The following is a 19,807-nucleotide window of genomic DNA, read 5'->3' as shown; positions in this document are numbered from 1 at the left end:
ATCTCTTTGAAAAGCGCCCCGGGCGGGCGCCACTGCCATGTCCGAAGTCGCCAACGAAGCGTCGCGTCGCCGCACCTTCGCCATCATTTCCCACCCTGACGCCGGCAAGACCACGCTGACCGAAAAGCTGCTGCTGTTCGGGGGCGCGATCCAGATGGCCGGTTCGGTCAAGGGCCGCAAGGCTGCCCGCCACGCCACCTCCGACTGGATGGCGCTGGAAAAGGAGCGCGGCATCTCCGTCACCTCCTCGGTGATGCAGTTCCCGTATGAAGGCAAGATCGTCAACCTGCTCGACACCCCCGGCCACGCCGACTTCGGCGAAGACACCTACCGCGTGCTGACCGCGGTGGACTCGGCGCTGATGGTGATCGACGTGGCCAAGGGCGTGGAAGAGCGCACCATCAAGCTGATGGAAGTGTGCCGCCTGCGCGACACCCCGATCATGACCTTCATCAACAAGCTCGACCGCGAGGGCAAGGACCCGATCGAGCTGCTGGATGAAGTGGAAACCGTGCTCGGCATCCAGTGCGCGCCGGTCACCTGGCCGATCGGCATGGGCCAGCGCCTGAAGGGCGTGGTCCACCTGCTGACCGGCGAAGTGCACCTGTACGAACCGGGCCGCAACTTCACCCGCCAGGACTCGACCATTTTCCCGTCCATCGATGCTCCCGGCCTGGCCGAGAAGATCGGTGCACAGATGCTGGCCGACCTGCGCGACGAGCTGGAACTGGTGCAGGGCGCCAGCCACCCGTTCGACCTGCAGGCCTACCGCGAGGGCAAGCAGACGCCGGTGTTCTTCGGCTCGGGCGTCAACAACTTCGGCGTGCAGCCGCTGCTGGACTTCTTCGTCGAACACGCACCCGCACCGCAGGCGCGCTCCACCACCGGCCGCGAGATCGCCCCGGAAGAAAACAAGCTGACCGGCTTCGTGTTCAAGATCCAGGCCAACATGGACCCGCAGCACCGCGACCGCGTGGCCTTCATGCGGGTCTGCTCGGGCCGCTTCAGCGCCGGCATGAAGACCTTCCACGTGCGTACCGGCAAGGAAATGAAGCTGGCCAACGCGCTGACCTTCATGGCCAGCGACCGCGAAATCGCCGCCGAGGCGTGGCCGGGCGATGTGATCGGCATCCACAACCACGGCACCATCTCCATTGGCGATACCTTCACCGAAGGCGAAGCGGTCACCTTCACCGGGATCCCCAACTTCGCCCCGGAACTGTTCCGCCGCGCCCGCCTGCGCGATCCACTCAAGCTCAAGCAGCTGCAGAAGGGCCTGGCCCAGCTGTCCGAGGAAGGCGCGACCCAGTTCTTCCGCCCGCTCACCAGCAACGACCTGATCCTGGGTGCCGTCGGCGTGCTGCAGTTCGACGTGGCCGCCTACCGCCTGAAGGACGAGTACGGCGTGGAAGCCACCTTCGAGCCGGTGAGTGTGACCACTGCGCGCTGGGTCCACTGCAGCAACGAGAAGAAGCTGGAAGAGTTCCGCGAGAAGAACGCGCTGAACCTGGCGCTGGATGCCGCCGGGCACCTGGTCTACCTGGCGCCGACCCGGGTCAACCTGCAGCTGGCCCAGGAACGCTCGCCGGACGTGCGCTTCTCTGCCACCCGCGAAGCGGCGCATACCGTTTCGGCAGGCTGATGCCACGGGGTCGGATCCCTTTCCGGCAGGAAAGGGCTCTGACCCCAGCCAAGGCAAGGCAGGCATTCACCCACCATACGGTGACAGGCGTGCACGCATCGCCCATCGCGGCGATGATAGGGGGGTGCGGGTCCCCCTCCCCGCGAACAATGCCTACGCCATGTCCACGACGTCCATTGCTTCGATCCGTGAAGAAATCGCCAGCGCCCTGACCCATGGCCTGGGCGCGGTATTCGCCCTGGCAGCCAGCGCGGTGTTGATCACCCTGGCGGCGATCTACGGCGACGGCTGGCAGCTGGCCAGCGCGATCGTATTCGGTATCGCGCTGTTGCTGCTGTACACCGCCTCCACGCTGTACCACGCCATCCAGCATCCGGTCGCCAAGGGCCGGTTGAAGGTGTTCGACCATTGCGCGATCTATGTGCTGATCGCGGGCACCTATACCCCGTTCACCCTGATCGGCCTGCGCGGTCCGTGGGGCTGGGGCCTGTTCACCGCGATCTGGGCGCTGGCGCTGGGCGGCGTGGTGTTCAAGCTGTTCTACACCGGCCGCTTCAAGGTGCTCTCAACGGTGATCTACATCGCCATGGGCTGGCTGGTGGTCGTGGCGATCAAGCCGATGTGGGCCTCGATCGATGGCGGCACCCTCACCTGGCTGTTCGCCGGCGGCCTGTCGTACACGCTGGGGACCTATTTCTACCACCGTGAATCGATCCCGTACTCGCATGCCATCTGGCACCTGTTCGTGATCGGCGGCAGCGTCTGCCACTTCGTCGCGGTCACCATGCAGGTGCTGTAACGGCCGCTCGACGGCAGCGCGTGCACACCATGCACATGGTCGCTTCGCGCCCTGTCCACGAAGAGGGGGCAACCATGGCAGCGTGAATGCTGCCGCCTCCCCTGCCGCAAAGCGCACGCCCCGCTGGCGCCTCCGCCGCCCCGGCCCACGAGGCCAGCGCTGGCTCACGATCCTGATCTTCCTGCTGGCGGCGGTCCTGGTACTGATCGCGTTGTGGGACTGGAACTGGTTCAAGGGGCCGGTGGAGCGCGCGGTGCAGGCACGCACCGGCCGCGTGCTGCACATCGGGAACCTTGATGTCGACCTCGGCCGCACCAGCACGATCCGCGCCGATGCGGTCACCTTCGCCAATGCCAGCTGGGCGAAACAACCCGATATGGCCAGTGCCGACCGCGTCGAGATCGACGTGCGGGTCTGGCCCCTGCTGCGCGGCAGCGTGCAGCTGCCCGAAGTGCGCCTGACCCGGCCGGACGTGCTGCTGGAAACCGCCCCGCGCAAAGGCGAACCGGGCAACTGGGATTTCCTCGGTGACAGCGCCGGCGGGACCAGCCCCCAGCTCAAACGGCTGCGCGTCGATGACGGTCGCCTGCAGTTCCTCGATGCGCTCGGCCGCACCGATATCCGCGTGGACGTGCGCAGCGGCCAGCCGAAACAGGCCGACGCGGCGCCACCGCTGCTGGTGCAGGGCAAGGGACGCTGGCGGGGCAATCCGTTCACCCTGCGCGGTGGTACTGAATCACCGCTGGAGCTGACCGACAGCGGCCACCCGTTCCGCATCCACCTCGACGGTCGTGCTGGCGCCACCCACGCCGTCGCCAGCGGCACATTGACCAATCCCTTCCAGCTGCGCGTGTTCGACCTGCAGTTCGCGCTCAGCGGCCAGGACCTGGCCGACCTCTACCCCTTGCTCGGCATCGCCATTCCGCCGTCCCCGCCCTACGCGTTGAATGGTCGGCTCAAGCGTGACCACGACCTTTGGCGTTACGAGCAGTTCACCGGCAAGGTCGGCGACAGCGACCTCGGTGGCAACCTGCAGTTCGAAGTGGGAGGCGCGCGCCCGCGACTGACCGCCACGCTGGAATCCAGACGCCTGGACTTCGATGACCTGGCCGGCTTCGTCGGTGCGCCACCGAAGACCGGCGGCGGCGAAACCGCCAATGCAGAGCAGAAGGCCGAGGCCGCACGGGTCGCCGCGCGTGCGCGTGTGTTGCCGGACACGCCCTACAACCTCGGCAAGCTGCGTGCGATGGATGCCGACGTGCGTTGGAAAGCCCACCGCATCAACGCGCCGTCATTGCCATTGGACGACATGGATGCACACCTGTTGCTGGACGACGGTGTGCTGCGGCTGGACCCACTGAACTTCGGCGTCGCCGGCGGCGACATCCGCAGCACGATCCGCATGGACGCGCGCCAGCCGCAGATCAGTACCGCGCTGAAGGCCAGTGTGCGCGGCGTGCAGCTTGGCCAGTTGTTCCCCGACGCCAAGCTGGCCGAACAGGCCAAGGGTGGCATCGGCGGCGAGGTGGACCTGAGTGGCCGCGGCAATTCGATCGCCGCGATGCTCGGCAGCAGCAGCGGCAAGGTCGGCCTGGCAATGGGCCGTGGCCATGTCGGCAACCTGGTGATGGAACTGGCCGGCCTGGACATCACCGAGTCGCTGAAATTCCTGGTGACCGGCGACAAGCAGATCCCCCTGCGTTGCGCCTTCGCCGACTTCGGCGTGCGCGACGGCCTGATGACCAGCCAGGCGTTGGCGGTGGATACCACCGACACGATCCTCATCGGCGAAGGCACGGTCAGCCTGCGCGACGAGAGCCTGGACCTCCTGTTGAAGCCACGCCCGAAGGACAAGAGCATCCTGGTGCTGCGCTCGCCACTGCACATCGCCGGCACTTTCAAGGACCCGTCGTTCCGCCCGGACTTCAAGGCGCTGGGCATCCGCGGCGCGGTGGCCCTGGCACTGGGCAGCATCGCCCCGCCGGCGGCATTGCTGGCAACCATCGAACTGGGGCCGGGCAAGGATGCCGACTGCGGGGGGCAGTATGCGAAGTAGGAGCGTTCGTTCGTGGCGCCTGGATTGGTCGTGGTTTGAGGGGGACGAGTGACAGTTTCCTGCGCGCGCGGAACGAGAGCGGAAATTCAAAGTCAAAAGAAAAAAGCAAAGTCAAAAGCTGTTGCCAACCAAGGTTGGCAGCTACCAAAGGCAGTCAACCGACGGGCAACCCACCGCACTCGCGGGACGAGTCCTGAGGCGGAGTGCATGGCCGTGCAGGACCGTTGGCGCCATGGGCCCGAGGCATGCCTCGGGCGGGTTGGGCAGGACGCCCAACCCCGGTCTTGCCGTGTGCGCAGGACAGCGCACACGAGCAAGGCGCCATCGAGCCCCCATGGGTGAGGGCGCTTTGCTTGCGAAGCACTGCTTCGCAAGCGCCCGAACGCACAGCCGCCAGCGGCTGGGCCGGACCGCGGAGCGGGGTTTACGGCGTGTCCTGCATGGCCATGCCCTCCGCCTCCCCCGCATCAGGAAGGCGCTGCTTTGGCTTTGGCTTTGGCTTTGAGCTTCGAAAAGCGGGCCGGCGGGCCGCAGGCCCGCCGGTGAACACCTCACCCCGCCACGATGTACTGCTGCAGCTGGTCCAGCTCGCGCCGCTGCGCATCAATCACCGACTTCACCAAGTCACCGATGGAGATCACCCCCAGCACCTGCGCGCCCTCCACCACCGGCAGATGGCGGATGCGGTAGTCGGTCACCAGTTGCAGGCAATGCTCCACCTGCTCACCGGGCGACACCGTCACCACCTGCGCCGTCATGATCTCCGCCACCGCGGTATCGCGCGATGAACGATCACGCAGCACGATCTTGCGCGCGTAGTCACGCTCGGACAGGATCCCGACCAGCCGCGGCCCGTCCATCACCAGTACCGCACCGATGCCCTTTTCCGCCATCAACCGGACCGCATCGATCACCGCCGCGTCCGGCGCGACCGCATGTACTTCAGGAGACTTGCCATCCAACAGCTGCCGTACCGTCGTCATCTGCCTGCCCTCCGAGGGTGGGTTGCAGGGCCGAGTCTGCCACGGCGGATGCTAGCCACGCGTCAACCAGGTACAAGGGCCGCTGCTTGGACTCTTCGTACAGCCGCCCCAGGTACTCTCCCACCAGCCCCAGCGCGATCAACTGCACTCCCCCCAGGAACAGGATCACCGCCATCATCGTCGGCCAACCCGCCACCCGGTCGCCATACAGCGCCGCCTTCACGATCACCCACAGGCCGAACACGAACGCGACTGCGGCGGTTGCCAGTCCCAGGTAGGTGGCAGCCCGCAGCGGCACAGTCGAGAAGCCGGTGATGCCTTCGAGGGCGAAATTCCACAGCCGCCACAGGCTGAATTTGCTGGTGCCGGCCACGCGCGCGTGGCGGTGATAGGGCACGGCAATCCGCTTGAAGCCTACCCAGCTGAAAAGCCCCTTCATGAAACGGTGGCGCTCACGCATCCCGCGCAGGGCGCTCAGCGCGCGCGGGGACAGCAGGCGGAAATCTCCGGTATCGGCCGGAATCGGCGTACGCGACAGGCGACCCATCACCCGGTAGAACATCGCTGCCGTGGCGCGCTTGATCCAGGACTCGCCATCGCGGGCCATGCGCGTGCCGTAGACGTTGTCATGGCCCTCGCGCCAGCGCGCGACGAATTGCGGCACCAGCTCCGGCGGGTCCTGGCCGTCGGCATCGAGGATCATCGCTGCCCCCTCGTGCACCAGATCCAGGCCTGCGGTCAGCGCCGCCTCCTTGCCGAAGTTGCGCGACAGCTTCAGCGCCGAGACGCGCGCATCAGCCTGGGCCAACCCCGCGATCACCTCCCATGTGCGGTCATGACTGCCGTCATCCACATAGAGGATGTGGCCGTCGATGTCGGGCATGCCGTCCAGCACCGCGCACAGCCGTGGATGCAGCAGCGGTAATGCCAGGGCCTCGTTGTAGGCGGCGATGACAAAAGTGAGCCGTTCGCGGGTCATGCCCGGATTGTACATTGCCGGCCAGGCGCACGACCCGTCGCCCGCCGCTCACGCCACGCCTGCCTCAGTCCTCCGACAAGTATGACGCGCCTCCCAGCTGGCGCGCCTGGCGCTGGATCCATGCGGCGCGCCGCTGCACATACGGCCCCGGTGCGGCCGCGTTGTAGCGTCGCGGTGCCGGCAGTACCGCCGCCAGTCGCGCACTCTCGGCCGGGCTCAACCGGGCCGCGTCCTTGCCCCAGTATTTCTGGGCTGCCGCCTGCGCACCGTACACACCATCACCGAACTCGGCGATGTTGGCGTACATCTCCAGGATGCGCTCCTTCGGCCACAGCGCCTCGATCAGCACCGTGTACCAGACTTCCAGGCCCTTGCGGATCCAGCTGCGGCCCTGCCACAGGAACAGGTTCTTGGCCACCTGCTGGCTGATCGTGCTGGCGCCACGCAGGCGCCCTCCCCTGGCGTTATGGTCGCGGGCCTTTTCGATGGCCTGCAGATCGAAGCCATTGTGGTCGGGGAAGCGCTGGTCCTCGGCCGCCACCAGCGAGATCGGCAGGCTCGGCGCCATCTGGTCGAGGTCGCGCCACTGGTAATGCAGCCGATAGGACCAGTCCGCCTCGCCCAGCGCCTCGCCGTAGCGCCACAGCATCACCGTGGACACCGGCGGGTCGATGAAGCGCAGCACCAGCACCTGCAGGCAGCTGAAGGCGGCCAGCAGCACCGGCAGCCACAGCAGCCGCTTCCAGCGCCAGCGTCGCCGGCGCGGTGCGGCCACCTCCGCCACTACCTTGTGCTGCTCTCCCGCTGCCCCCATTACTGGTGCATCCTTCTTCTGTCTGGTTGTCGGCGCATTATCCGGCAACCGCCCCCGTTTACGCGCGATGTGAGCCGATGACCGCCAACTCCGATTCCCTGATCCGTTTCCTGCTCCCCGACGCCGGCGTCCGCGGCGTGCATGTGCACCTGCAGGCCACCTGGCAGGAAATCCTGTCCCACGCGGTGTACCCGGACGCCGCTGCCGAGCTGCTCGGCGAGGCCTGTGTCGCCTCGGCCCTGTTCACCGGCCACACCAAGATCGACGGCCGCCTGTCAGTGCAGCTGCGCAGCAGCACTGCCCTGCGCACCCTGTTCGCCGAATGCACCGCGGGCGGCACCCTGCGTGGCATCGCCCAGCTCAGCGAAGGCGCCGACGCGCCGCGTGACCTGTCCAGCCTCGGCGATGACGCCATCCTCGCCATCACCATCGAGAACCCCGGCCTGGACCCGCGCGAGCCGCAGCGCTACCAGAGCCTGGTCGCGCTGACCGCGCCGGAACTGGACGAGGCCTTCGAGGACTACTTCCGCCAGTCGGAGCAGCTGCCCACCCGCCTGCTGCTGGCGGCCGACCGCAACGGTGCCGCCGGCCTGCTGCTGCAGAAACTGCCGGGCGACGAAGGCGACGAAGATGGCTGGGCGCGCGCCAGCGCCCTGTTCGAGACCCTGGGCAAGGCCGAACTGCTGGCGACCCCGGCCGAGCAGCTGCTGCACCGCCTGTTCCACGAGGAGCGGCCGGAGCTGCTGGGTGAAAAGCCGCTCTCTTTCGCCTGCTCCTGCTCGCGCGAGCGGGTGGCCGGCATGCTGCAGTCGCTGGGGGAAGAGGAGGCCCGAGCGGCCGCCGAGGACACTGGCGCCGTCGAGGTGCGTTGCGAATTCTGCGGACGCGAGTATCACTTTCCATTGACGGAGTTCGGCATACTGTTCCACGGCGCCCAGGGGGCTGTACCGGCGCCTGAACGACTTCAGTGAACGGCAGTCTTGTACCTGGGGAGGATCAAGGCTTGTTAAGAATTCATAAACACCCTAGGATCGAGTTCCCGTCCCCACGGGAACTTCCGTTGTCTGTCCCTGTCTGAACTGGTCCGATGCGTACCTTCCTGCGTCTACCGCTGGCCCTGCTGATCGCCCTTGGCGCGATCACGGGCGTGCATGCGCAGAGCAAGGACACCCGCACCGTGCTGCCGGTCTGGAACAAGGGCAGCGGCAAGGTCGAGGCGCTGCTGTACCTTGAGCCGACCGGCGAACAGGCGGCCGGCGCCCGCTGGCATTTCGGCCGCAACTCGCTGGACGCGGCCTTTGGCCTGTCCTCCGGCGATTCGCTGGGCCTGCTCTGCAACAGCAGCAGCGGCACCAGCATCAGCGGTCTGGCCAGCCATTGCATGCTGGCCAGCCTGGGCGACGAGGATGATCTGAACAGCCGTCGTTTCAGCGGTACCGCCGCGCTGAACCGCGGCAACAGCCGCCTGGGCATCACCGCCGGCACTGGCCGTGAAACCCTGCCCGCCTGGTTGTCGGGCCCGAACAAGACGCCCTCGCTGCGTGCCGAGCAGAACGATCTGACCGTGTTCGCGCAGAAGAACATCGGTCGCGAAGGCTTCGTCTCCATTGCCGGTACCTACGCCAAGGCGCGCCTGGTTCCGCTGGCCGACGCCTCGCCGGCCATCGTCGATCGCTGGGACAGCAAGAGCCTGAGCATCGGCGCCGGTTACGGCAACTTCACCGGCAGCATCATCGGCCGCGTGGTCGACGTCCCGGGCAAGCCCGGCAAGTGGGAAGGCCTGGGCATCGGCCTGACCTGGCGTACCCCGTGGTCCGGCCAGCTCACCGTCGGCGCCGAGAATGTGATCAGCCGCGGCAAGAATCCGTTCTCCCCGCGCAACGAAAGCAACGACGACGGCACCGTGCCGTATGTGCGTTACGAACAGGATCTCTGATCCCGGTAAACAGGCTCAGCAACGATATTCCCAAAGGCGCCGAAAGGCGCCTTTTGCATGTGCAAGCCTGCCGCGCACTTGCGTAACCGGTATCGCCGCTGGGCGATGAAACGCTGCGCACCGACATAGTGAGATACATTTCAATCGAAACTTTTTTCATCATTCTGCGTTAACAAACGAGGCAGAGCGCCCTGACCATGCCGGTAAACTATTGAGTGGCATGGAAAAAGCGCATCTTTACCAAAATCACAGGCTTGATTAACACAGCTTTAATTCTTGGCGAACGCCCGTTACTATCGGGTCAGCCTCGCGATTTGGGAGCGCTTTTTCGCTCCCCCGCCGGGCATTAACCCCAGCCAAGATTTCTTGGAGAGAGAGAGCCAATGAAACTCAAGTCCAGCCAGCTGCGTGACGCAGTTGTGATCGCGCTTGTCGCCGGTGCCACCACCGCGACGGCCCACGCCCAAGAAGCCACCAACCTCGACCGCATCGAGGTCACCGGTTCGCGCATCCGTCAGGTCGATACCGAAACCGCCCAGCCCGTTCTGAGCATCAGCCGCGCTTCGATCGAGAAGAGCGGTTTCAAGACAGTTGCCGACGTCCTGCAGAACATCTCTGCCGCTGGCAGCCCGGCCATCAGCCGTTCCGAGCCGCTGTCCTCCGGCGAAGCCGTCGGTGGCTTCTACATCGACCTGCGCAACCTCGGCGCCGAACGCACCCTGGTGCTGGTCGACGGCAAGCGCCTCGGCGCCAGCGTCAGCGGCCTGCAGGACGTGTCGCAGATCCCGTCGGCCATCGTCGAGCGCATCGACGTCCTGAAGGACGGCGCCTCGTCGATCTACGGCTCCGACGCGATCGCCGGCGTGATCAACATCATCACCCGCAAGAACTTCCAGGGCCTGGAAGCCAACGCCTACGTCGGCCAGTACGGCGAAGGCGACGGCCAGAAGAGCAGCTTCGACTTCGTGGCCGGCTTCACCGGTGATCGTGGTTCGGTCACCATCGGTGCGGAATACGCCGAAGAAAAGGCCGTCTGGGCCAAGAATCGCTGGTTCAGCAAGTCGCAGCGCACGGATCGCCACCCGGACCGCGGCTGGACCCCGGTCAGCCAGTGGGGCGCGGTCTATGACGTCAATGATCCGAATGCACCGTTGCTGACGCTGAACCGTGGTGGAAATCCGTTCGATCCGAACGCCTATCACGAGACCGACCTCACCCCGATCACCGGTGACGTCAGCAACTCCAACGAGCAGATGCACCTGCTGACGCCGACCAAGCGTCGTTCGGTGTTCGCCAACGTACAGTACGACCTGACCGACAACATCCGCTTCGTCTCCGACCTGCTGTACACCCGTCGCGAGTCGCAGGCCCAGGTCGCCGGTTATCCGCTGCAGTCGGCCGACTATGAGCGTCAGCTGGGTACCGTGCTCTCGCAGGACAGCTACTACAACCCGTTCGGCACCGACATGGGCTTCATCCGCCGTGGCTGGGAAGTGCCGCGCCTGTCGACCAACAAGCTTACCACCTTCCGCTTCACTGGCGCCCTGCAGGGCAGCTTCCAGTTCAATGACAAGTACTTCGACTGGGAAGCCGGCTACATCTACCAGAACTCGGAGAACCTGCAGACCCAGACCGGCAACTACAACATGCTGGCGGTCACCCAGGCCACCGGCGCGTCGTTCCTCAACCCGGCCACCGGCCGCGTCGAGTGCGGCACGGCCGCCGGCCTGGCCGCGGGCACCAACCCGATCTATGGCCCGGGCCCGGGCGGCTGCATTCCGTGGAATCCGGCCATTCCGTACGGCCGTACCGGCGACGGCGGCCTGACCGGCAATCCTGCCCTGCAGCAGTTCCTGTTCCCGACCACCAAGAACACCGGTGAAGTCACCACCAAGACCTACTACGCGAACATCGCCGGCAGCCTGTTCACCCTGCCCGCCGGCGACCTGGGCTTCGCGCTGGGTTACGAGTACCGCGAAGACAAGGGCACCTACGTCCCGGATGCGCTGTCACAGTCGGGCTACTCGACCGATCTGGCGGCCGGCCCGACCGGTGGTGGCTACAACGTCAACGAAGTGTATCTGGAGCTGAATGTTCCGATCCTGGCCGACCTGCCGGGTGCCAAGGAACTGAGCTTCAACGCCGCATCGCGCTACTCGAAGTACAACACCTTCGGCAACACCACCAACAACAAGTTCGGCCTCAAGTGGAAGCCGATCGACCAGTTGCTGGTGCGTGCCACCTATGCCGAGGGCTTCCGCGCACCGACCATCGATAATCTGTACGGTGGCAGCTCGCAGACCTTCGCCTACTTCACCGATCCGTGCGATACCGATTTCGGCCTGGCTGCCAGCGATCCGGCCACCGCCCAGCGTTGCGCCGCCGCTCTGGGCGCGCTGGCCCCGAATTTCCGCCAGCTGAAGCAGGGTTACGTCCCGGCGGAAGGTCAGGATGAGCAGAGCCCGGTGCCGTTCAACGCCGTCTCCAACCCGAACCTGACTCCGGAAAAGTCCAAGTCCAAGACCGTCGGCCTGGTGTGGAGCCCGACCTTTGCCCAGGGCCTGAACATGAGCCTGGACTGGTGGAACATCAAGATCACCAACACCATCGTCACCGACGATCCGACCACCCAGCTCAACGACTGCTACGTACTCGGCATCGCCGACCGCTGCAACTCGTTCACCCGCGACGCAACCCGTGGCATCGTGACCAACCTGACCTACGCACCACGTAATGCCGGTTACCAGGAAACCGAAGGCTTCGACTTCGATGTGGCCTATCGCTTCGAAACCAGCAGCTGGGGCAGCTTCAACGCCAACCTGCAGAACACCTACGTCAGCAAGAACGTGCTGAAGACCACCAACGCGCAGCAGGTGCCGGTGTCGATCCTCAACGGCTTCAGCAGCAACTTCCGCCTGCGTTCGAACCTGGTGCTGGGCTGGGAATACGGCGATTGGGGCATCACCTGGGGTACGCGCTACTTCTCCAGCGTGAAGGAACAGTGCTACTTCTCGACCGAGTGCAGCCTGCCTGACTTCGGCTCGCCGGATCCGGCACGCGACCAGCCGATGAACCGCCGTGGCGCCACCACCTTCCACGACGTCCAGGTCTCCTGGAACGCACCGTGGAATGCAACCATCGCCGTGGGCGCGCGTAACGTGTTCGATCATTACGGCCCGCAGATGTACTCGGCGCCGAACTCGCAGTACTCCTACTACGGTGGCTACGACATCGGTCGCTTCATGTACATGCAGTACAAGCAGAAGTTCTGATCGGCACTCTGATCAGCTGATGCAGCAACGGCCCCGCAAGGGGCCGTTGCTCTTTGTGTCGCATGGAAACAGCTGGCCAGGCACAACAAAAAAGGCCGCGGTGTCGCCGCGGCCTTGCTTCAACATCATTCCCGGGTGCTCATCCGTTCGGAATCAGCGTCTCGATCAGATGCTCGACGTACGCTTCGAAATCCTCGCGCGCCTGCTTGGGCTGCTGCAGCTGCAACGACAACTGCAGGAAGCCGACATACGCGGCGTAGGCAAGGCGTGCCCGATGACGCGCATCGGTCGAGCTGAGGCCCGCCTGGCGGAACGAGGCGACCAGATAATCGAGGCGGCGCTGCGAGACGCGGTCGATCACCGGCCGCACCATCGGATGATCCAGTGCCTTCAGCAGCTCGCTGTAGATGATGTGCGGCTGCACTTCATGCGCCACCATCTGGAACAGCTGGCGCAGGCGCACGCGCGGATCCGGCACGTCTTCCAGGCTGCCGAACACCTGTTCCTGTTCGAACAGTTCCCAGCGCTCCAGCGCCGCCTGCAGCAATGCATCGCGCGAAGGGAAATGCCAGTAGAAACTGCCCTTGGTAACGCCGAGCCGCCGTGCCAGCGGCTCCACCGCGACGGCGCCGACACCTTGTTCAGCAATCAGATCGAGGGCCGCCTGGGCCCAGTCTTCGGCACTCAGGCGGCTGTTGCGGCCGGCGCGCGGTTCGCCGGCGGAAGCGTCAGGTTGATTCATGGGCTGATTTAACCATACGCCGGGGTTCGTTGCAGTACGCGGTTGCGGTCGAAACCGTCGCAGCCTCCCAGGCGAGGTCCATTCAGGGGACTTCCGCAGCGCACCATACCGTGCAGTATTGACTTCCCCCCGAACCGATCCATACTAGCAAGTATGGTTACGTCCCCACCTCCCGCTGCGTTCCATGACCTGCGCCTGGACGCCGCCCATGGCGCCCGCCTGGCCGCCACCGCCAGCGACCATGGCCGGCGCGGCCGGGTGCTGTTCGCGCATGGCTTCGGCCAGACCCGCCACGCCTGGAATGCCACTGCCCGCGCACTGAATGCCGCCGGCCTGCAGACGCTGGCCTACGACGCCCGCGGCCACGGCGATTCGGACTGGAATGCCGCCAACCTGCCCTATCACGGCGAACAGTTCGCCGATGACCTGATCGTGCTGGCCGGCGAGCAGCCGCGCCCGCCGGTACTGGTTGCCGCATCGATGGGCGGGCTGTTCGGCCTGCTGGCCGAGTCGCGCTGGCCCGGCCTGTTCTCGGCGATGGTGCTGGTCGACATCACCCCGCGCTGGGATACCGCCGGCGTCGAGCGCATCCTCGCCTTCATGACCGCCCATCCCGACGGCTTCGCTTCGCTGGCCCAGGCCGCCGACGTGATCTCGGCGTACATGCCGCACCGTCCGCGCAAATCCGAGCAGTCGCTGCGTGCGCTGCTGCGCGAGGACGGCCGCGGCCGCTGGCGCTGGCACTGGGATCCGCGCCTGGTGGCCGAACTGGCCCGCGACAGCGAACAGCACCAGGACGCACTGGCCGAGGCCGCGCGCCAGGTGAAGTGCCCGCTGCTGCTGGTCAGCGGCGGACGCAGCGACCTGGTCACGCCGCAGACCGTGGCCGAGTTCCTGGCGTTGGCGCCGCATGCGCGCCATGTGCAGCTGCCGCAGGCCACCCATATGGTCGCCGGCGATGACAACGACGCCTTTACCGCTACTGTGTTGGACTATCTGGACGTGTTGCCCGCAGCGGACGCTGCGGCTTCGTCCGCCACAAACGAGCACGTCACCGGAGCACGCTCATGAGCATCGTTCTTCCCTTCCTCGCCCTGCTGCTGGCAGGCGCGTTCGTCGCCTACCACCGCATGCGGCTGGTTACCTGGACGCTGATCAGCGTGGCCCTGCTGGCCGCCTGCTGGTTCATTCCCTACGTCAACCAGACCGCCACGATCGTCGCGGCCGCCGTGTTGGCCGTCATCGCCGTGCCGCTGCTGCTGCCGTTCATCCGCAAGCCGCTGCTGACCGGCCCGATGATGAAGGTGTTCCGCAAGGTGCTGCCGCCGCTGTCGCAGACCGAGCGCATCGCACTGGAAACCGGTTCGGTCGGTTTCGAGGGCGAACTGTTCACCGGTGATCCGGACTGGAACATCCTGCTCAACTATCCCAAGCCGCAGCTGACCGCCGAGGAACAGGCCTTCCTCGATGGCCCGGTGGAAGAGCTGTGTGCGATGGTCAACGACTGGGAAATCACCCATGTCCATGCGGACCTGCCGCCGGAACTATGGGCCTTCATCAAGAAGAACAAGTTCTTCGGCATGATCATCCCGAAGGAATATGGCGGGCTGGGCTTCTCCGCACTGGCCCACCACAAGGTGATCCAGAAGCTGGCGTCGGTGTCTTCGGTGGTCAGCTCCACCGTCGGCGTGCCCAACTCGCTGGGCCCGGGTGAACTGCTGGTGCATTACGGCACCCAGGAACAGAAGGACCAGTACCTGCCGCGCCTGGCCGATGGCCGCGAAGTGCCCTGCTTCGGCCTGACCGGTCCGTTCGCCGGCTCCGACGCCACCTCGATCCCGGACTACGGCATCGTCTGCAAGGGCGAGTGGAACGGCGAGCAGGTGCTCGGCGTCAAGCTCACCTTCGACAAGCGCTACATCACCCTGGCCCCGGTCGCTTCGCTGATCGGCCTGGCGTTCCGCATGTACGACCCGGATGGCCTGATCGGCGATACCCGCGACATCGGCATCACCCTGGGCCTGCTGCCGCGCGACACCGCCGGCGTTGAAATCGGCCGTCGCCACTTCCCGCTGAACTCGACGTTCCAGAACGGCCCGATCCGCGGCAAGGACGTGTTCATTCCGCTGACCCAGCTGATCGGTGGCGCGGCGATGGCCGGCAAGGGCTGGAACATGCTCAACGAGTGCCTGGCCGTGGGCCGCTCGATCACCTTGCCGTCCACCGCCAGTGGTGGTGCCAAGGCCGGTGCCGCGGTGACCGGCGCCTATGCGCGCATCCGCAAGCAGTTCGGCCTGTCGGTCGGCCGCTTCGAGGGCGTGGAAGAAGCGCTGGCCCGCATCGGCGGCAAGGCGTACAAGATCAGTGCGCTGTCGCAGGCCACCGCCGCCGCGGTTGACCGTGGCGACGTGCCGTCGGTGCCGTCGGCGATCGCCAAGTACCACTGCACCACCATGAGTCGCGAAGTGATCTCGGACATGATGGACGTGATCGGCGGCAAGGGCATCATCCTGGGGCCGCGCAACTTCGCTGGCCGCAGCTGGCAGGCCGCGCCGATCGCGATCACCGTGGAGGGCGCCAACATCATGACCCGCAGCCTGCTGATCTTCGGCCAGGGTGCGATCCTGTGCCACCCGTGGGTGCTGAAGGAAATGAAGGCCGCGCAGGATCCGGATACCCGCGCCGGCCTGCAGGACTTCGACCGCAGCCTGTTCGGTCACATCCGCTTCGGCATCTCCAATGCCGTGCGTTCGTTCTGGTTCGGCCTGACCGGCGCGCGCTTTGGTGCCGCCCCGGGCGACGCCTATACCCGCCGCTACTTCCGCAAGCTGGACCGCTACTCGGCCAACCTGGCGCTGATGGCCGACATCTCGATGATGACCCTCGGCGGCAAGCTGAAGTTCAAGGAATCGCTGTCCGGCCGCCTGGGCGATGTGCTGAGCCACGTCTACATGACCAGCGCCATGCTCAAGCGCTACCACGACGAAGGCGCACCGCAGGCCGACCAGCCGCTGCTGGCCTGGGCCTTCCATGACAGCGTGCACAAGATCGAAGAGTCGCTGTCGGCCGCACTGCGCAACTTCCCGATCCGTCCGATCGGCTGGCTGATGTGGGCACTGATCTTCCCGCTGGGCCGTCGTGCCGAGGCTCCGGGCGATCGCCTGAGCCGTCGTGTCGCCGCCCTGCTGATGGCGCCGAATGAAGCCCGCGACCGTCTGGCCAGTGGCGTGTTCCTGACCCCGTGCGAGAACAACCCGGGCGGCCGTATCAACAGCTACCTGAGCAAGGCGATCATGGCCGAGCCGGTGGAGCGCAAGTTCCTGAAGGCGCTGAAGAGCAAGGGCATCGAGGCGCTGGACTTCAAGGCGCAGCTGGACGAAGCCGTGGCCGAGGGCGTGATCACCCAGGATGAGCGCAGCCTGCTGGAAGAGCTGCGCACGCTGACCCTGGACACCATCAGCGTGGACGACTTCGACACCCACGAACTGCGCGCGGCCAGCTACTACGACCGCCAGCACAAGGACCCGCATTCGCAGGCAGCCTGATCGCCCGCGACACGCGTTGCTTCGACGGCGGGCCTCGGCCCGCCGTCGCTTTATCCGCCGACCGGAATACCCACCATGTCCACGCCCCTGCTCTCGCTTTACCACCGGCTGCAGCGCTGGCCCGCCGGCACCTGGCTGTTCTCGCGCGCGGTGTGCTTCAAGGCGCCCTACTTCGCCAGCATCGCGCCACGCATCACCCGCCTGGAACACGGCCGCTGCGAAGGCACGCTGGCCGACCGCCGCAGGGTGCGCAACCACATCGGCACGGTGCACGCGATCGCGATGTGCAACCTGGCCGAACTGACCGCCGGGTTGATGGTCGATGCATCGCTGCCGAAGGGCATGCGCTGGATCCCGAAGGGGATGCAGGTGCAGTACCTGGCCAAGGCACGTGGCACGCTGCAGGCGGTGGCGTTGCCGGCACAGCCGATTGTCGTCGCGGCCGAGGGCTATGCCCTGCCGGTGACGGTGAGCGTGCGCGACCGTGCGGGCACGGAGGTGTTCAGCGCGGTGATCGACATGTGGTTGTCGCCGGCGAAGTAGGTTCCCGCGAACGGCGCAGCCCCTCGGGGGTGGACGGTTGATCGCGGAAAGCCCTGGTTAGGCTGGGGACGGTGGGTTCGCGGGGGACGCCGTGAACCCATCCCTGGGGACTTGGCCGCGGCATCCATGCCGCGGACATCCCCGCGAACCCACCGCCCCCAGCCTCGGACGCATCTCTGCGGCGTCCACCCACGCAAGAGAAAAAAGAAGGGCAGAAGCAACAGCAAAAGCGGCCCACCGGCCGCTTTTTGCTGTTGCTGTTGCTGTTGCTGTTGCTGTTGCTGTTGCTGTTGCTGTTGCTGTTGCTGTTGCTGTTGCTGTTGCTGTTGCTGTTGCTGTTGCTCTTGAACTTCTTTTTCTTCTCCGTGGGCTGGCCGCGCCCTGAAACTGTCAGGGGTGTGGCGGGTGGGCCGTTCAGGGGCGTTGGCGCCATGGATGGCGCCATCGAGCTTACATGGACGTACTTGCAGCGTCCCCTGCACGGCCCACCCGCCACACCCAACACATGACCCGCTCCACGCGACCAACCCACGAGGGGCTGCGCCGTTGGCTGGAAACTACGCCAGCGCGCGAAACACCAACGCCAGGATCGCCGGCACCGCCTGGATCATGAAAATACGGCGGCTCACGCTGTACGCGCCATAGCACCCCGCCACCACCACGCAGGCCAGCGAGAACGTCACCAGCACCGGCTGATCGATCACCAGCCCCACCACGATGCCTGCCGCCAGGAAGCCGTTGTACAGGCCCTGGTTGGCCGCCAGCACGCGCGTGGCCCCGGCCTTCTCCGGCGTGTTGCGGAAGGTCTTCAGGCCCAGCGGGCGGGTCCACAGGAACATCTCCAGCACCAGGAAATAGACGTGCAGCAGTGCGACCAGCAAGGTCAGGGCGAGTGCGATCCAGTACATGTGCGGTTCCTTGGACAGGGAAGGAGAATGGGGTCAGCGCCCTTTCCCCGCGGGAAAGGGCCCTGACCCCGGCAAATCAACGGTCGCGCGGCAGCTTCTTTTCTTCGCGCAGCACGCCGAATGCAGCCAGGGTCATGAAGCCGGCCACCAGCACGCCGCCGATGAACACCACGTGCGAACCGAACAGGGTCAGTGCCTTGTGGATCCAGGTGAACCCCAGGTCCGCGCCGCGGTACACCACGGTGTCGATCGCCGCGCCGGCCTTGTAGCGCCACTGCCGGTCCACGCGCGTGTAGATGGTCTCGCGCGCCGGCTTGGCCAGTGCGAATTCGCTGGCGCGGGTCATCACCTGCACCACCGCGACCATCAACGGCATCGGCGAGGCTGCCAGCACCGAGAAGCCGATCAGGATCGCGAAACCGGGAATCAGCAGCGCCGGCGCGATGCCGTGGCGCGACAGCAGCCAGCGGGTCAGGCCCACCTGCATCAGCAGCGCCAGCGCGTTCACCGCCAGGTCGATGCGCGAGAAGAACGCGGTACTGGCCGCCGGGTCGGTAAACGCCGCGCGCACGATGCTGGCCTGCTGGTTGTACAGCAGCGTGCCGACGCCCACGCCGAACACCACCATCACCGCCAACCAGCGCAGCAGCGGCTCGCGCACGATCAGTTTCAGGCCGTCCAGCACGCTGCCGCCCATCGGTTGCTCGCCGGACACCAGTTGCTGCTCGCGTTCGCGCAGCACCGCCCAATGCCGCAGCCGCCAGATGCACAACAGGCACACGACCAGGAATGCTGCCGAGACCAGCATCAGGTTGGCGATGCCCACGCGCTGCGCCAGCGCGCTGGTGATCAACGGGCCGAGGAACGCGCCAACGGTGCCGGCCGCACCGATGTAGCCGTAGTAGGCACGCGCCTGTGCGTTGGAGAACACGTCGGCCATGAAGCTCCAGAACACCGCCACCGCGAACAGGTTGAAGACCATCACCCAGAGGAAGAAGGCCATGCCCCGCCCTGGCACGTGACTGTCGAACAGTGCGTAGAACCCCAGCAGGGTGACGATGAAGAAGCCGTACACCACGGGAAGGAACACACGGCGCGGGAAGCGGCTGACCAGCCAGCCGTACACCGGCTGCAGCACCAGCATGATCACGAACACGCAGGAGAACAGGAACTGCAGGACGAAGTCCTTCAACGCGATGCCATGGCTGGCGAACCAGGTGATCAGCACGGGCGGGAACACCGTTTCCAGGTCCGCCGAGGCGGCCATGGCCTCACGCACCGGGCGCAGCACGTAGTAGCCGCTGAGCAGGCAGAAGAAGTACAGGAACGACCACCACAGCGCCGGCGACTCGCGCAGCGCCGCCGCCAGGCCCTGCAGCGGCCCCTTGCCCGATGCAGCGCTCATGCAGCGCCCCTCGCCCACAGACGGCGGTTGGACAGCAGCATGGCAGGCTCCGGGGCGGTGAAGCGCGTACGTTAGCCAATGCACTGCAACATCGCCAGCGTGACGCGCCCTCGCGCCTGCGGACGGACGCGAGGACCGGCCTGGACGACACGTTCCGATACACACTTTCGGGGCGTCAAAATT

At 66.0% G+C, this 19,807-nt stretch carries 16 protein-coding genes; 10 read left to right on the top strand and 6 right to left on the bottom strand.

Annotated elements, in window-relative coordinates; translation table 11 throughout:
* The first annotated feature begins 37 nt into the window (after positions 1-37).
* From E5790_RS15045 to E5790_RS15035, 3 genes are all read left to right on the top strand, one after another.
* Entirely contained in the window at positions 38-1,642 is a 1,605-nt protein-coding gene (locus E5790_RS15045; protein WP_014648065.1) for a peptide chain release factor 3, read from the top strand.
* Positions 1,643-1,802: 160 nt separating this feature from the next.
* Entirely contained in the window at positions 1,803-2,441 is a 639-nt protein-coding gene (locus tag E5790_RS15040) for a hemolysin III family protein (RefSeq protein ID WP_005410682.1), read from the top strand.
* An 82-nt stretch (positions 2,442-2,523) separates the two neighbouring features.
* On the top strand, positions 2,524-4,497 hold the full coding sequence (locus E5790_RS15035; RefSeq protein WP_111206423.1) for an AsmA family protein: 1,974 nt from the start codon (positions 2,524-2,526) through the stop codon (positions 4,495-4,497).
* A gap of 551 nt (positions 4,498-5,048) precedes the next feature.
* On the opposite strand, the gene E5790_RS15030 is transcribed toward E5790_RS15035, so the two are convergent.
* From E5790_RS15030 to mtgA, 3 genes are all read right to left on the bottom strand, one after another.
* Positions 5,049-5,480, bottom strand: a complete 432-nt coding sequence (locus E5790_RS15030; RefSeq protein WP_111206421.1) for a CBS domain-containing protein — start codon at positions 5,478-5,480, stop codon at positions 5,049-5,051.
* A complete protein-coding gene (locus E5790_RS15025; RefSeq protein ID WP_049441325.1) occupies positions 5,440-6,459 on the bottom strand; it encodes a glycosyltransferase family 2 protein in 1,020 nt (339 codons plus the stop codon). The genes E5790_RS15030 and E5790_RS15025 overlap by 41 nt, the downstream gene beginning before the upstream one ends.
* Positions 6,460-6,523: 64 nt before the next feature.
* Positions 6,524-7,273, bottom strand: a complete 750-nt coding sequence (gene mtgA / locus E5790_RS15020) for a monofunctional biosynthetic peptidoglycan transglycosylase (protein ID WP_032957384.1) — start codon at positions 7,271-7,273, stop codon at positions 6,524-6,526.
* Positions 7,274-7,350: 77 nt separating this feature from the next.
* Between mtgA and E5790_RS15015 the strand changes: the two genes are divergently transcribed.
* From E5790_RS15015 to E5790_RS15005, 3 genes are all read left to right on the top strand, one after another.
* Entirely contained in the window at positions 7,351-8,244 is an 894-nt protein-coding gene (locus tag E5790_RS15015) for an Hsp33 family molecular chaperone HslO (protein WP_014648070.1), read from the top strand.
* A gap of 116 nt (positions 8,245-8,360) precedes the next feature.
* Complete coding sequence (locus E5790_RS15010) at positions 8,361-9,209, top strand: hypothetical protein (RefSeq protein ID WP_014648071.1); 849 nt, start codon at positions 8,361-8,363, stop codon at positions 9,207-9,209.
* A 383-nt stretch (positions 9,210-9,592) separates the two neighbouring features.
* A complete protein-coding gene (locus E5790_RS15005) occupies positions 9,593-12,481 on the top strand; it encodes a TonB-dependent receptor (RefSeq protein WP_053496147.1) in 2,889 nt (962 codons plus the stop codon).
* 139 nt (positions 12,482-12,620) lie between these two features.
* Here the strand turns inward: E5790_RS15005 and E5790_RS15000 are convergent, their stop codons facing one another.
* Positions 12,621-13,223, bottom strand: a complete 603-nt coding sequence (locus E5790_RS15000; protein ID WP_005418411.1) for a TetR/AcrR family transcriptional regulator — start codon at positions 13,221-13,223, stop codon at positions 12,621-12,623.
* Positions 13,224-13,376: 153 nt separating this feature from the next.
* Between E5790_RS15000 and E5790_RS14995 the strand changes: the two genes are divergently transcribed.
* From E5790_RS14995 to E5790_RS22095, 4 genes are all read left to right on the top strand, one after another.
* Positions 13,377-14,294 (top strand): alpha/beta hydrolase, encoded by a 918-nt coding sequence (locus tag E5790_RS14995; RefSeq protein WP_014648073.1) that lies wholly within the window; start codon positions 13,377-13,379, stop codon positions 14,292-14,294.
* Positions 14,291-16,768 carry an acyl-CoA dehydrogenase gene (locus E5790_RS14990; RefSeq protein WP_014648074.1) on the top strand — a complete coding sequence of 826 codons (2,478 nt, stop codon included), beginning with the start codon at positions 14,291-14,293 and terminating at the stop codon, positions 16,766-16,768. Before E5790_RS14995 ends, E5790_RS14990 begins: the two co-directional genes overlap by 4 nt.
* Before the next feature lie 75 nt (positions 16,769-16,843).
* Positions 16,844-17,311 (top strand): hotdog fold domain-containing protein, encoded by a 468-nt coding sequence (locus E5790_RS14985; RefSeq protein ID WP_014648075.1) that lies wholly within the window; start codon positions 16,844-16,846, stop codon positions 17,309-17,311.
* Between the two features lie 254 nt (positions 17,312-17,565).
* The gene (locus E5790_RS22095) at positions 17,566-17,820 is read left to right on the top strand and encodes a hypothetical protein (protein WP_247594915.1); all 255 of its coding nucleotides are present in this window, start codon (positions 17,566-17,568) and stop codon (positions 17,818-17,820) included.
* 48 nt (positions 17,821-17,868) lie between these two features.
* Here the strand turns inward: E5790_RS22095 and E5790_RS14975 are convergent, their stop codons facing one another.
* Together E5790_RS14975 and E5790_RS14970 are read right to left on the bottom strand one after the other, a co-directional pair.
* The gene (locus tag E5790_RS14975) at positions 17,869-18,219 is read right to left on the bottom strand and encodes a DUF1304 domain-containing protein (RefSeq protein ID WP_014648076.1); all 351 of its coding nucleotides are present in this window, start codon (positions 18,217-18,219) and stop codon (positions 17,869-17,871) included.
* 76 nt (positions 18,220-18,295) lie between these two features.
* Positions 18,296-19,624: an MFS transporter gene (locus E5790_RS14970; protein WP_014648077.1), complete on the bottom strand. Its 1,329-nt coding sequence runs from the start codon at positions 19,622-19,624 to the stop codon at positions 18,296-18,298.
* Positions 19,625-19,807: the final 183 nt, after the last annotated feature.

It is taken from the genome of Stenotrophomonas sp. PAMC25021 (genome assembly GCF_004795795.1).
Taxonomy (GTDB): domain Bacteria; phylum Pseudomonadota; class Gammaproteobacteria; order Xanthomonadales; family Xanthomonadaceae; genus Stenotrophomonas; species Stenotrophomonas muris.
Note: the sequence above shows the minus strand (reverse complement) of the source record. Positions and strands in the feature narration are given on the sequence as shown.